Source organism: Lentzea chajnantorensis (assembly GCF_054300775.1).
On the sequence record NZ_JBSDZT010000002.1, the window covers coordinates 136,662 to 148,949 of the forward strand.

The following is a 12,288-nucleotide window of genomic DNA, read 5'->3' on the forward strand; positions in this document are numbered from 1 at the left end:
CGCACATCACGCGGTGGCCGGTTGTGAGGCCCCGAGCCAGTCGAGCAGCCCGCACACGGCGTCCTTGCAGCCACCGCAGCCCGTGGTCGCCCGCGTGGCCTCCGCGAGCTGCGGCAACGACTCCGCGCCCGCACGCCACGCGGACACGATCTGTCCTTTGGAGACGGTGTTGCAGCGGCAGATCACCGCGCTGGACGGCAGGTCCGCCGGTGACGCGGCCTCGGCCGGGAGCGCCCGGCCCAGCAGCAGCGCCAGCCGGTCGGTCGGCGCGGGGATGCCGCGGTCGTAGAGCTGGGTGATCGTGGCGGCCGCGTCCGGTGCGCCCAGCACGATCGCGCCGGTGACCCGGTCGTCGCGCAGCACCAGCTTGGCGTACCGGCCGCGGGAGGGTTCCTGGAAGCACAGGACCTCCGAGTCGGGGCAGTCCACGTCGGTGTGCACGTCACCCAGTGCCGCGAGGTCCACGTCGCGGGCCTTCAACCGGGTCACGACGGACGTGCCGCTGTAGCGCGCGGCCGGGTTCGCGCCGGTCAGCCGGTCGGCGAGCACGGCGGCCTGGTCCCACGCGGGCTGCACGAGACCGGAGACGGTGCCGGGGTGCTGGGCGCAGTCGCCGATCGCGTGGACGCGCGGGTCGCTGGTGCGCAGCGCGTCGTCCACGACGATGCCGCGGTCCACGTCCAGTCCCGCCCGCACCGCCAGCCCGGTCTCCGCCCGCACACCGGCGGAGACGACCACCAGCTCTGCGGGCACGTGCGTGCCGTCGTCGAGGACCAGGCCGTCACCGGGCAGGTACTTGGCGGCCCGCGCGTTCAGCCGGAACTCGATGCCGAGCTTGCCGAGCGTCCGCGCGAGGACACCGCCGGCGCCGGGGTCGAGCTGGCGTTCCATCAGGTGGCCGACCGGGTGCACGACCGTGACCAGGCAGCCGCGCCCGGCCAGGCCGCGTGCCGCCTCGATGCCCAGCAGGCCACCGCCCAGGACCGCGACCGGCATGCCCTTCTGCGCCTTGGCCTCGATCCGCGCGCAGTCGTCCAACGTCCGGAAGGCAACCACCCCGTCGGCGAGCTTCCCGTCCTCGACGAGCCCTTCGGCCGGCGGCACCCACGGCACACTCCCCGTAGCCAACACCAACGCGTCGTACGCGACGGTCACGCGGGGCCCCCGCGTTCCCCCCAGGGGAACGCGGGACTCCCGCGTGACCTCCAGGGGAACGTGCACGCGGGGCCCTTCCGTGCTCTCTGAGGGTACGAAAGCGCCCCGCGTGCACCTGACGTCCACCGTTCGGGTGAGGCGGTCGAGGGAGACGACCTCGTGGGAGAGGCGCAGGTCGATGTTGTGGGTGGCGGCCCAGGATTCGTCGTGGAGGCGGGTCGCTGAGGGAATCATGGTCCCGGCGACCACGGTTGAGAGCAGCACGCGGTTGTACGCCGCGTGCGGCTCGGCTCCGATGACGGTGATGGAGATGTCCTGGTCACGGCGGCGGAGCTCGTCCGCCAGCCGTGCGCCCGCCATGCCGTACCCGACGATCACGACTCGTCGCATGCCCGCTCCAATCGCACCGCGCAGACCTTGAACTCGGGCATCCGGCTCGTGGGGTCGAGCGCGGGGTTGGTGAGCAGGTTCGCCCGCCCGTCACCGGGGAAGTGGAACGGCAGGAACACCGCGTCGACGCGCATGCTCGGCACGCAGCGCACGGTGGCCGTGACACGACCTCTTCTGGACACGACGTGCGCGGGCTCGCCGGGAACGAGTCCCGCCCGCGCGGCCGTGTCGGGGTGCACCTCGACGTACGTCCCGGGAACGGCCGCGGCCAGCTCCCCGATCCGCCGCGTCTGCGCACCCGACTGGTAGTGCTGCAGGACCCGCCCGGTGGTGGCCTGCAACGGGAACTCGGCGTCCGGCGGTTCCGCCGGGCCGGTGTGGTCGACCGGGACGAACCGCGCCAGACCGTCGGCGTGGGCGAACCGGTCCAGGAACAACCTGGGGGTGCCGGGGTGGTCGGTCGAGGGCACCGGCCAGTGCAGCTGCTCGGCGTCGAGCCGCTCGTAGGTGATGCCGGAGTAGTCGGACAGGCCGCCCTGCGAGACCTTCCGCAGCTCCTCGAACGCCTCGCGCGGCGACGTGGGGAACCCCGTCGGCACGCCGAGGCGCGCGGCCAGGCCGTTGATCAGCTCCAGGTCGCTGCGGACTCCCGGCGGCGGGTCGAGCGCCTTGCGGCGGCGGATGACCCGGCCTTCGAGGTTGGTCATCGTGCCGTCCTCCTCGGCCCACTGCGTGACCGGGAACACGACGTCCGCCATCGCGGCGGTCTCCGACAGGACGAAGTCGGCGACCACCAGCAGGTCCAGCGCCTTCATCCGCTCGGTGACGTGGGCCGCGCGCGGCGCCGAGACGACCGGGTTGCTGCCGAACACGAGCATCGCCTTCAGGTCGTCGGCGGTGAGCAGCTCGTAGGCGCTGCGGCCGGGACCCGGCAGCTCGTCGACGCCCCAGACGGCCATGACGTGCGCGCGGGCCGCCGGGTCGTCGATCTTGCGGTAACCGGGCAGCTGGTCGGCCTTCTGACCGTGCTCGCGACCGCCCTGGCCGTTGCCCTGCCCGGTCAGGCAGCCGTAGCCGGAACCGGTCCTGCCCGGCAGGCCCAGCGCGAGCGCCAGGTTGATCCACGCGGAGACGGTGTCGGTGCCCGACGCGTGCTGCTCGGTGCCCCGCCCGGTGAGGACGTACGGCTTCCCGGCCAGCATCTGCACGGCCGCGCGCTGGTCGGCGGCGGACACGCCCGTGACGCGTTCGGTCTGCTCCGGCCACCACTGCGCGGCGATCCGCCAGGCGTCGTCGAACCCGGTGGTGCGCTCGGCGATGTACTCCTTGTCGACCAAGCCCTCGATCACCGCGGTGTGCAGCAGTCCCAGTGCCAGCGCCAGGTCCGTGCCCGGTGCGGGCTGCAGGTGCAGCGTGGCGCGTTCCGCGGTGGCCGTGCGGCGCGGGTCGATGACGATCAGCCGGGCGCCTTCGAGGTGCCGCAGGAACGGCGGCATGGTCTCGGCCGGGTTGGAGCCCGCGAGCAGCACCGTGTCGGCGGTCCGCAGGTCGGTGAGCGGGAACGGCATGCCCCGGTCCAGCCCGAACGCACGGTTGCCCGCCGCCGCGGCCGACGACATGCAGAACCGGCCGTTGTAGTCGATCTGCGAGGTCTTCAGCGCGACCCTGGCGAACTTGCCCAGCAGGTACGCCTTCTCGTTGGTCAGCCCGCCGCCACCGAACACGGCGACCTCGTCGGGTTCGCAAGTCCTGATCCTGTTGACCACGTAGTCCATCGCCTCGTCCCACGAGGCGGGTTCGCCGTGGACCAACGGCGTGGTGAGGCGGCCTGGATGGCGCAGCAGCTCCCCCGCCGTCCAGCCCTTCTGGCACAGCCCACCGGGGCCGGGGGCCACCTGGCCGTCGATGACGCTCATGGCGCACTGGAGCGCGCAGTACGGGCAATGGGTCACGCCGCTGACGCTAAGAAGCGCGCGTTAACCCGAAGCTCCGCAATGTTTCAGGCCGGGAAAATGGCCCGCTCAGAGCAGCTCGGTCACGTGGTGAGCAGCTCGTTCCAAGCCCGCAAACGACCGCGGCGTTGACAACGGGTGCAGCGCGTGCACGGCCAGCCGGTACAGCACCGCCCGCACCAGCGCCTGCTCCCACTCGGCCTGGTGGCTCCACCGGTGGAACAGGCCGGCGTCCGCGCCACCCCACGCGACGGCGTCCACCGCGACCACGGCCGCCGCCCACTCGGCCGGCCGCCAGTACGCGGCGAAGTCGATGACCGCGGGCGGCGCGGTGCCGGCGAACAGCACGTTGCCGAACAGGTCGCCGTGCACGACCTGCGGCTTGAGGTTGATCGGCTTCTGCACCTCGGCGAGCAGCTCGAACAGCCGGCCGCCGAGGTCGGCGTCGAGCGGCACGTCCTCCTCGCCCCACGCCAGGCGGTCGGCGACGGCGAACACGTCGGTGCGCGCGTCGAGGAACCGGGGTCTGGGCAGGTCCGCCGTGGCCTGGTGCAGGCGCTGGGCGACGGCGATCACCTCGTCGTGGCGTGCCTCGGCGCGGCCGGCGAGGAACTTGGTGGCCGACCAGCCGCCGACGACGTAGCGGCCGTCGGTGGACCGCAGCGGGCGGCCGATCCTGAGGTTCGGCACGTCGAGGTTGTCGAGGGTCTTGGCGATCCAGGTGGCCTCGGCGGGCCTGGGCGCCGGGCGGATCGTGGCGTCGCCACACCGCCACGCGGGGCCGCCGTCGATGAGCTCTGGTTCGGCGTCACGTGCCCCGAACGCCGCACGCACGTGCGCTGGGGGCGGTTCGGGACTGCGGGTCACGGCTGGGCACGCTACCTGGCTGGACCGTCCGGGTGGTGGACCACGACACGACCGATTTTCACGTCACCACGTTCGGGTCCCCTGCTCCGGCGTCTGCAAGTACCACCGACAGGGTGGTCGGCAGTACTTGCAGACGCCGTCGAGCGAGGAGGGATCAGTACGTCGGCAGGCTCGGGTCGACCTCGCGGGCCCACGCCAGCACACCGCCGCCGACGTGCACGGCGTCGGAGAAACCCGCCTTGTGCAGCGCCGCGAGCGCCTCCGCGGACCGGGCGCCGGACTTGCAGTGCAGCACCAGCGGCTTGTCCTGCGGCAGCTCCGAGAACGCCTCACCCGAAAGGATCTTGTCCTTCGGGATGAGCACCGAGCCCGGGATCTTCACGATCTCGTACTCGTGCGGCTCGCGGACGTCCACCAGCAGGAAGTCCTCGCCGGACTCCTGCTTGTGCTTGAGCTCGAGCGGCGTGATCGTGTTGCCCGCGGCGGCCTGCTGCGCGTCCGTGGACACGACACCGCAGAACGCCTCGTAGTCGATCAGCTCGGTGATCTTCGGCGACTCCGGGTCCTTGCGGATCTTGATGGTCCGGTAAGACATCTCCAGCGCGTCGTAGACCATCAGGCGGCCCAGCAGCGGGTCACCGATGCCCGTGAGCAGCTTGATCGCCTCGGTGACCATGATCGAGCCGATCGACGCGCACAGCACGCCCAGCACGCCGCCCTCGGCGCACGAGGGGACCATGCCGGGAGGCGGCGGCTCCGGGTAGAGGTCGCGGTAGTTGAGGCCCTGACCGTTCGGCGCGTCCTCCCAGAAGACGCTGACCTGGCCCTCGAACCGGAAGATCGAGCCCCACACGTACGGCTTGCCCAGCAGCACCGCGGCGTCGTTCACCAGGTACCGCGTGGCGAAGTTGTCCGTGCCGTCGAGGATCAGGTCGTAGTCGCGGAAGATCTCCAGCGCGTTCTCGGAGTTCAGGTGCGCCTGGTGGAGCACGACCTTGACGAACGGGTTGATCTCCGCGACCGAGTCGCGCGCGGACTCGGCCTTGGGGCGGCCGACGTCGGACTGGCCGTGGATGACCTGGCGCTGCAGGTTCGACTCGTCCACGACGTCGAAGTCGACGACGCCGAGCGTGCCGACCCCGGCCGCGGCCAGGTACAGCAGTGCCGGGCTGCCCAGGCCGCCCGCGCCGACGACGAGCACCTTCGCGTTCTTCAGCCGCTTCTGCCCGTCCACCCCGACGTCCGGGATGATCAGGTGCCGGCTGTAGCGCGCGACTTCTTCCTTGGTCAGCTCCGCGGCTGGCTCAACGAGCGGCGGAAGCGCCATGCTGGTCCTCCTCGACGAATGTCTCCGTGTCCGAGACAACGTCTACCCTGCCTCGACTCTTCCCCGTTGGAAAGCCGTCTCACCCAGCGGGAAACGCGTTCGGCTTGCACACCTTGCCGTCGGCGGGCACCACGTCCAGACCGGCGTTGAGCTGGGCGACGAAGTCGTTCGAGACGCCGAACGTCTGCTGCATCATCACCGGGGCCGGCGCGTCGGTCTCCTGGCAGGCCGCGTGGCCGCTGCCCAGGGCGTGACCGACCTCGTGGTTGATCACGTAGTTGCGGTACCCGGACAGGTCGCGGCTGTAGACCATGGCGCCGCGCACCCAGCGGGCCACGTTGATGATCACGCGCTTGCTCTGGTTGTCGTAGCACGACGTCTCGAACGGGATCTCCTTGCCGCAGATCGCGTGCGTCGTCTTCGTGCTGGTCAGGATGATCGTGAAGTCGGGGTTCTGGTTCGCCTCGACCCGTTGCAGCGCGACCGTCTTCGTGCCGATCCAGCTGCGCGGGTCGGACAGGAAGCCCTCGACCGTGCGCCCGAACGCCGCCGCGTCGTCGTTGTAGTCCGCGGGCCGCACGCCGTCCTCGATGGCGATCGCGTACCGGCGGAACTTGGCCGCGTTCGCCTCGCCGACGCGCGGGCCGCTGCCCGGCACGGCCTTGAACGTGCCGACGCCGTCCTGCGAGAAGTCCGGGCCCGGCGGCAGCTCGGCGGTGGGGATGTTGAGCTGCGGCTTCTGCCCCTGCACCTCGGTCGCGGGCGGCTCGACGGGGTTGACCGGCGACTCGGCGGCGTTGGTGCCCCCGGCGTCGCCGGTCGGCGTCTTCGGCTGGACCGTGTCGAGCACCACGAGCGCGGTGAGCACGACCAGCACCGGGATCGCGTAGATCCGCCAGCCGTAGTGGGAGACGAGCCGCTTCACGCCACCGGGCCTGCGGGGTCGCTGCAGCCGCCCGGTGCCCTCCGGCTCCCAGGCGGCGGCGAGCGGTTCCGCACTGGTCCGCCGCGCGCCACGGCGGTAGCGGTCTGCGGGCGGAGCACTTCGTCCTCGCTCGGGGGCGCGATTCACGTCGCCCAGGGTCCCACACCCCCTGTATGGCCGTCGTTCGTCACCACGAGTGCCGGTCGACCGCCTCCCACATGCCCAGCACCGCCCTCGCGACGGTGGCGGGCCGTTCCATCTGGGCGACGTGCCCGGTGTTGGGCAGCACGAGCAGTCGTCCCTTGGGCAGCAGCTGCGCAGTGCGGGGTCCCTTGCGGACGCTGACCAGCCGGTCGTGCTCGCCCCACAGCACCAGCGTCGGCGCCTGGACCTGCGGCAACAACCGCCACAGCGACTTCGCGCCCGGCGTGAGCCAGTGCGTCATCAACCCGACGGTGCTGCGGTTGAGCGCCCGGCCGGCCCACCGCTGCCGCGCGCGTTCCTCGTTCTCCGCGATCGACTCCTCGATCCGGTTGTCGGGCACGATGCTCGGGTCCGCGAAGCAGAGCTGGAGCATCTGCCGGGTGCGGTCGTGCGGGGTCAGCTTCGCGAGCTCGCGGCGCACCCTCGCGCCGATGACCGGCAGCACGGCGAGCGCCATCCGCGGGTCGGACATGCGGTCCAGGCGCGGCCGCAGGTCAGGCACGGCCGGCGAGACCAGCGTGAGCGTGCGGACCAGGTCCGGCCTGGTCGCGGCGACGATGACCGAGATCGCACCGCCCATGGAGTTGCCGAACAGGTGCGCGGGCTCGCCGCGGGTCTCCAGGTAGCCGATGACCGTGCGGGCGTGCGTGGCGAGGCTGAAGTCGTAGCCGGGGATCGGCTCCGACCGCCCGAAGCCGGGCAGGTCGATCGAGGAGCCGCTGACGTGGTCCCGCAGCTGCGCCGCGAGGTCCGTCCAGTTGGTCGCGCTCCCACCGAGCCCGTGCACGTAGACCGCGGGCGGCCCGTTCCCCGGCGTGACCCTGACGTGCACCTCGTGGTCGTCGATCCGGCAGAACTCACCCGGCCAGGGCGGCTGGTCGGTGTCCAGCGGCGGCAGCTCGGCCGTGGACAGCGGGGCGGGGATCAGCGTGCTCATCTCCCCAGGATGCGGGAACCGGGCGGGAGATGGTTCCCTCAAGTGGGCTACCAGCGAGTAAGGTTGGCCACGCCGCGGTCGGCCGGCGCTCGACCCGACGGCAGTGATGACCAGTGCTGGAGGCACCATGACGGAGACGGCGCAGAGCGCACCCGCAGGCAGGGGCGTTCGACTGCCGCGCACCGCACGCCGCGCGCAACTGCTGGCAGCGGCGCAGGACGTGTTCGTCACCAACGGCTACCACGCCGCGGCGATGGACGAGATCGCGGAACGCGCGGGCGTGTCCAAGCCGGTGCTGTACCAGCACTTCCCGGGCAAGCTGGAGCTGTACATGGCCCTGCTCGAATCCCACGTGGACGAGCTGGTCGGCCGCGTGCGCACTGCCATCGGCTCCACGACGGACAACAAGCTCCGCGTCCGCGCCGCCGTGGCCGCGTTCTACGACTTCGTCGACGGCGAGGGCCAGGCCTTCCGCATGGTCTTCGAGTCGGACCTGCGCTCCGAACCGGCGGTCCAGTCCGCGGTCGAACGCGCCACCACCGACTCGGTCGACGCCATCACGGACACCATCACGGCCGACGCGGGCCTCGACCCGGAGCGCGCACGGCTGCTGGCCGTCGGTCTCGTCGGGTTGTCGCAGGTCACGGCCCGGTCGTGGCTCGCGGACAACCGCCGGGTGCCGAAGGAGGACGCGGTGGCGTTGATCTCCAACCTGGCGTGGCGCGGGATCGGTGGCGGGTTCCCGCTGCAGCACTGACGTGACGCGAACGGCCTCTCACCCACGTGGGCGAGGGGCCGTTCGACCGAGCACGAAGCTCACATCAGCGCGGCGATGCGTCGCGCCACGTCCTCCGACCGTTCCAGCGGCAGCATGTGCCCGGTCTTCGGGTAGATCACGAACTCCGCCGACGGCAGCGCCTCGGCGATGGCCCGCGCGTGCCGCATCGGCGTCAGCAGGTCCCAGGACCCGGCCATCACCACGGTCGGCACGGACGACAGCACCGCGAGCGCTTCCCGGCGCTGGTGCCGGGTGAGCTCCTCGCGGAGGCCGACGAACGCGGTCCCGGTCGTGTTCCCCGCCATGGCCGCGGCGGCGCGCACGTCGGACCACCGGGGACGGCGCCCGAAGGTCACGCGCAGACCGGGCGCGAGCACCCGGCCGAACCCGATCTTCGGGCGTGTGACCAGCCACTTCGCCGCCAAGCGCTCGACGGCGCTCACCGCGGGGAGGTTCCCGCACGACGTGGCGATCAGCGCCACCCCCGTGACGCGCGCGAACAGTTCTGGGTGGGACTCGGCGAGCGCCATGATGGTCATGCCGCCCAGCGAGTGGCCGGCCAGCACGATCCGGCCGGTGGGGGCGTGCTCCGCCAGCACGGCGGCGAGGTCGTCGGCCAGTTCCGCCAGGGTCGGGCACGGGCCCTCGCCGGGGGAACGGCCGTGGCCGCGCACGTCGTAGCGGACGACCCGGCCCGGCAACGCCTCGGCGACGCGGTCCCACGTCGTGAGGTCCATGGTCCAGCCGTGCAGCAGGACGGCGGTCACGCCGGCGGACGAGGGCCCCGACGTGACGACGTTCAGGCGATCAAGAACGAGCGGCGCCACGAGCGCATCCCCGGCTTTCCGACGAGTCCGGCCTCCTGCAGGAACGACATGATCCGCTCACCGGACCAGCGGATGGTCTCCTGGAAGCGGGGGTTGGCGAGCGCCTGGCGGCGGGCCTCGCGCACGTCCAGGCCCACGGCCGCGTAGACGTCCGGGTTGACGATCGTGCGGGTGATCATCATCGAGACGTAGCCGATGAGCCACTTCTGGTACGGCTTCTCGAAGCCGCGCAGGCCCTCCATGCCGCGCAGCAGCTCCTCGCGGGCGAACCGGACGTGGCGGGCCTCCTCCAGCACGTGGATGCGGTTCACCATCCGCACGAGCGGCTGCACGGTCTCGTCGTTCATCGCCTCGCGCTGCAGGCGGTCGAGGATCTCCTCGGCGACCAGGATCGAGCCGTACATCGCGGGGCCGTAGCCGATCGCCGGCAGCAGCTTGCCCAGGCGGTGGGTGTGCTTGACCGGGCCGTACGGCGGGCAGCCGACGCGTTCGACCAGGCGCGCGAACATCGTGGAGTGGCGGCACTCGTCGGCCACCTCGGTCAGGGCGTACTGGGCGTGCCGGGTCGTGGGATCGGAGTTGTAGACGACCTTCACCAGCATCTGCATCAGCAGCAGCTCGAACCACAGGCCGACGGACGCGATCGAGGCCAGCTCGTGCTTCGAGAAGCTCGATGCGCTGCTCGTGCGTCAGCGAGTCGTACAGGGGTGTGCCGTAGAGCGAGATGCGCTGCTCAGGGATGTAGAAGAGACCGTCGACCAGCGGTGCGGACCAGTCGATGTCCACCTCCGGGTCGTAGAACTTCTCCGCGGACGACTTCAGCAGCCTCTCCGCCGTCTTCTCCCGATCGGCGACCCTCATCGGTTGCCCTCCCCGGTAAGTGTTACTTGAGGTAACGGTTACTTCTGGTAGCGTGCGTCACATGGCACGCACTGTCAAGGGGCCGGACGCGCGACGTGAGCGGTGGAAGGGGCATCGCGAGCAGCGCAGGGCGGAGTTCGTGGAGGCCACGATCGCCGTCGTGGCCAAGAAGGGCCCCGACGTCGGCATGGAGGACGTCGCCGCGGAGGCGGGCGTCAGCAAGCCCGTGCTGTACCGGCACTTCACCGACAAGTCGGACCTGTACCTCGCGGTCGGCCAGAAGGCCACCGAGCTGCTGATGGAGCGGATGGGGCCCGCGCTCGCCGCCGACGGCCCGATCCGCGCCCGCATCGAGCGGATCGTCGACGCCTACCTGTCGGTCATCGAGGAGAACCCGAACCTCTACCGGTTCGTCGTCAAGGGCTCGTTCGTGGACCGCCCGGTGGAGAAGGACGTCGCGCAGGAGGACAAGAACCTCATCGCCGCGACGCTGGCCCGAATCCTCGGCGACTACCTGCGCGCGTTCGACATGGACTCCGGCGGTGCCGAGCCGTGGGCGCACGGCCTCGTCGGCATGGTGCAGAACGCGGGCGACTGGTGGCTCGAACGGCAGACCATGTCCCGCGCGAACCTCAGCGACTACCTCGCCACGATCATCTGGCACGCCATCGACGGCCTGCTGCGCGCGGGCGGCATCCAGATCGACCCCGAACAGCCCCTCACCCAGCTGCGATTGGTGGACTGATGAGCGAGCACGACCACGACGAAGAGGGTTACACCGGCGCGGCCACGCTCGTCTTCGGGGAGGAGGAGGTCGCGGTCGAGGTCGAGCTGCGCGGCTACTTCCAGCCGATCGACGGCCGCTACCACTGGTACGGCCGCGTGAAGAAGAACGACGAGGTCACGAACCGGGTCGAAGCGGGCGCGCGGACCGCGCTGCTGCGCACCCCCACCGGGCAGGCGGAGGGGACGCTCACCGACCAGGACCCGTGGGGCCGGTACCGGGTCGGCGGCACCTCCACGCCGCCCTACCGGGTCGAAGAGCCCGCCGGGCACTGACGCCGAGCAGCGAGAAGGGCCCCGGTCGCGGTGACCGGGGCCCTTCTCGTCGACCGTGCTTCAGGCGCCGAACCCGACCTTGCGCGAGTCCTGCGGGCCGATCTCCACGTACGCGACGCGGCCAGCGGGCACGACGAACCGCGCACCCTTGGCGTCCACCAGCGACAGCACGCTGGACTTGCCGGACACCGCGTCCGCCACCAGAGCCTCGACCTCGGACGGGTTGAGCTCACTGGTCACGACGAGTTCCCGCGGGCTGTCCGCGACGCCGATCCTGACCTCCACGCTGACCTCCGTGCTCAAGAGAAAAATCTACGGCCGAGCCTACCTAGCCCAGACCCAGCTGCGTCATGCGCCGCGCGTGCGACTGCTGGAGACGGCGGAACAGCTGACCGATCCCGGCGAGGTCCCCCGACCCCCTGATGATCAGCTCCGAGAGCCCGTCCCGCTCCGCCACCACGTACTGGGCCTGCGTCAACGCCTCTCCGAGCAGCCGGCGGCCCCACAGCGCGAGCCGGTCGCGCACCCGCGGATCCGACTCCACGGCGGCCCGGACTTCGCGCTCAGCGAACGCCGAGTGACCCGTGTCGGCGAGCACGGCGAGCACCAGCTCGCGGGTCGGCTCGTCGTCGAGCCACGCCGCGACCTCGCGGTAGAAGTCCGCGGCGAGGCCGTCGCCCACGTACGCCTTCACCAGCGACTCCAGCCACGACTTGGGGCTCGTCGACTCGTGGAAGGCGTCGAACCCGGTGACGAACGGCGCCATCGCGTCCTCGACCCTGAGGTCGTGCTCGGCCAGGTGCTTCTGCAGCAACGTGAAGTGCCCGATCTCCGCGGCGGCCATCTGCGCGAGCGCGGCACGCCCGGACAGCGTCGGCGCCGAGCGGGAGTCCTCCGTCATCCGGTCGAAGGCGGAGAGCTCGCCGTAGGCCAGCGCTCCAAGAAGATCAACAACACCCTCCGCAACACCCATGGCCCGAACTCTAGTGGCGCGACCGGTGCCCAC

At 71.3% G+C, this 12,288-nt stretch carries 12 protein-coding genes and 1 pseudogene; 3 read left to right on the top strand and 10 right to left on the bottom strand.

Translation table 11 applies throughout. The features are described 5' to 3' along the window. Positions 1 to 6 precede the first annotated feature (6 nt). The 6 genes from ACVDFE_RS00995 to ACVDFE_RS01020 all read right to left on the bottom strand — a co-directional run bounded on the left by ACVDFE_RS00995 (position 7) and on the right by ACVDFE_RS01020 (position 7,757). On the bottom strand, positions 7 to 1,545 hold the full coding sequence (locus ACVDFE_RS00995; protein ID WP_458429277.1) for an FAD-dependent oxidoreductase: 1,539 nt from the start codon (positions 1,543 to 1,545) through the stop codon (positions 7 to 9). Then, complete coding sequence (locus ACVDFE_RS01000; protein WP_458434246.1) at positions 1,530 to 3,461, bottom strand: molybdopterin oxidoreductase family protein; 1,932 nt, start codon at positions 3,459 to 3,461, stop codon at positions 1,530 to 1,532. The genes ACVDFE_RS00995 and ACVDFE_RS01000 overlap by 16 nt, the downstream gene beginning before the upstream one ends. Before the next feature lie 105 nt (positions 3,462 to 3,566). Further along, complete coding sequence (locus ACVDFE_RS01005) at positions 3,567 to 4,364, bottom strand: TIGR02569 family protein (RefSeq protein ID WP_360386346.1); 798 nt, start codon at positions 4,362 to 4,364, stop codon at positions 3,567 to 3,569. A 154-nt stretch (positions 4,365 to 4,518) separates the two neighbouring features. After that, the gene (gene moeZ / locus ACVDFE_RS01010; RefSeq protein WP_360386343.1) at positions 4,519 to 5,691 is read right to left on the bottom strand and encodes an adenylyltransferase/sulfurtransferase MoeZ; all 1,173 of its coding nucleotides are present in this window, start codon (positions 5,689 to 5,691) and stop codon (positions 4,519 to 4,521) included. 79 nt (positions 5,692 to 5,770) lie between these two features. Then, positions 5,771 to 6,763, bottom strand: coding sequence for a DUF3152 domain-containing protein (locus tag ACVDFE_RS01015; RefSeq protein WP_458429278.1), 993 nt, complete (start codon positions 6,761 to 6,763; stop codon positions 5,771 to 5,773). Positions 6,764 to 6,803: 40 nt separating this feature from the next. Then, complete coding sequence (locus ACVDFE_RS01020) at positions 6,804 to 7,757, bottom strand: alpha/beta fold hydrolase (protein WP_458429279.1); 954 nt, start codon at positions 7,755 to 7,757, stop codon at positions 6,804 to 6,806. A 127-nt stretch (positions 7,758 to 7,884) separates the two neighbouring features. On the opposite strand from ACVDFE_RS01020, the gene ACVDFE_RS01025 reads away from it, so the two are divergent. Next, positions 7,885 to 8,514 carry a TetR/AcrR family transcriptional regulator gene (locus ACVDFE_RS01025; RefSeq protein ID WP_360386336.1) on the top strand — a complete coding sequence of 210 codons (630 nt, stop codon included), beginning with the start codon at positions 7,885 to 7,887 and terminating at the stop codon, positions 8,512 to 8,514. A gap of 59 nt (positions 8,515 to 8,573) precedes the next feature. Here ACVDFE_RS01025 and ACVDFE_RS01030 read toward each other — a convergent pair whose 3' ends face one another. Further along, positions 8,574 to 9,362, bottom strand: a complete 789-nt coding sequence (locus tag ACVDFE_RS01030; RefSeq protein ID WP_458429280.1) for an alpha/beta fold hydrolase — start codon at positions 9,360 to 9,362, stop codon at positions 8,574 to 8,576. Further along, a pseudogene (locus ACVDFE_RS01035) lies at positions 9,335 to 10,223 on the bottom strand (AurF N-oxygenase family protein). Before ACVDFE_RS01035 ends, ACVDFE_RS01030 begins: the two are co-directional and overlap by 28 nt. A 61-nt stretch (positions 10,224 to 10,284) precedes the next feature. Between ACVDFE_RS01035 and ACVDFE_RS01040 the strand changes: the two are divergent. After that, positions 10,285 to 10,968: a TetR/AcrR family transcriptional regulator gene (locus tag ACVDFE_RS01040; RefSeq protein WP_360386328.1), complete on the top strand. Its 684-nt coding sequence runs from the start codon at positions 10,285 to 10,287 to the stop codon at positions 10,966 to 10,968. Further along, positions 10,968 to 11,282: a DUF4873 domain-containing protein gene (locus ACVDFE_RS01045; RefSeq protein ID WP_360386325.1), complete on the top strand. Its 315-nt coding sequence runs from the start codon at positions 10,968 to 10,970 to the stop codon at positions 11,280 to 11,282. Before ACVDFE_RS01040 ends, ACVDFE_RS01045 begins: the two co-directional genes overlap by 1 nt. A gap of 60 nt (positions 11,283 to 11,342) precedes the next feature. Here ACVDFE_RS01045 and ACVDFE_RS01050 read toward each other — a convergent pair whose 3' ends face one another. Both ACVDFE_RS01050 and ACVDFE_RS01055 read right to left on the bottom strand, forming a co-directional pair. Then, positions 11,343 to 11,567: a DUF3107 domain-containing protein gene (locus ACVDFE_RS01050; RefSeq protein ID WP_053739329.1), complete on the bottom strand. Its 225-nt coding sequence runs from the start codon at positions 11,565 to 11,567 to the stop codon at positions 11,343 to 11,345. 43 nt (positions 11,568 to 11,610) lie between these two features. Beyond that, positions 11,611 to 12,255 (bottom strand): ferritin-like fold-containing protein, encoded by a 645-nt coding sequence (locus ACVDFE_RS01055; RefSeq protein ID WP_360386323.1) that lies wholly within the window; start codon positions 12,253 to 12,255, stop codon positions 11,611 to 11,613. Positions 12,256 to 12,288 lie beyond the last annotated feature (33 nt).

Coding starts and splice junctions, on each gene's coding strand:
- ACVDFE_RS00995 (WP_458429277.1), bottom strand. CDS start 1,545: ATGCGACGAGTCGTGATCGTCGGGTACGGCATGGCGGGCGCACGGCTG.
- ACVDFE_RS01000 (WP_458434246.1), bottom strand. CDS start 3,461: ATGAGCGTCATCGACGGCCAGGTGGCCCCCGGCCCCGGTGGGCTGTGC.
- moeZ (WP_360386343.1), bottom strand. CDS start 5,691: ATGGCGCTTCCGCCGCTCGTTGAGCCAGCCGCGGAGCTGACCAAGGAA.
- ACVDFE_RS01020 (WP_458429279.1), bottom strand. CDS start 7,757: ATGAGCACGCTGATCCCCGCCCCGCTGTCCACGGCCGAGCTGCCGCCG.
- ACVDFE_RS01025 (WP_360386336.1), top strand. CDS start 7,885: ATGACGGAGACGGCGCAGAGCGCACCCGCAGGCAGGGGCGTTCGACTG.
- ACVDFE_RS01040 (WP_360386328.1), top strand. CDS start 10,285: ATGGCACGCACTGTCAAGGGGCCGGACGCGCGACGTGAGCGGTGGAAG.
- ACVDFE_RS01045 (WP_360386325.1), top strand. CDS start 10,968: ATGAGCGAGCACGACCACGACGAAGAGGGTTACACCGGCGCGGCCACG.
- ACVDFE_RS01055 (WP_360386323.1), bottom strand. CDS start 12,255: ATGGGTGTTGCGGAGGGTGTTGTTGATCTTCTTGGAGCGCTGGCCTAC.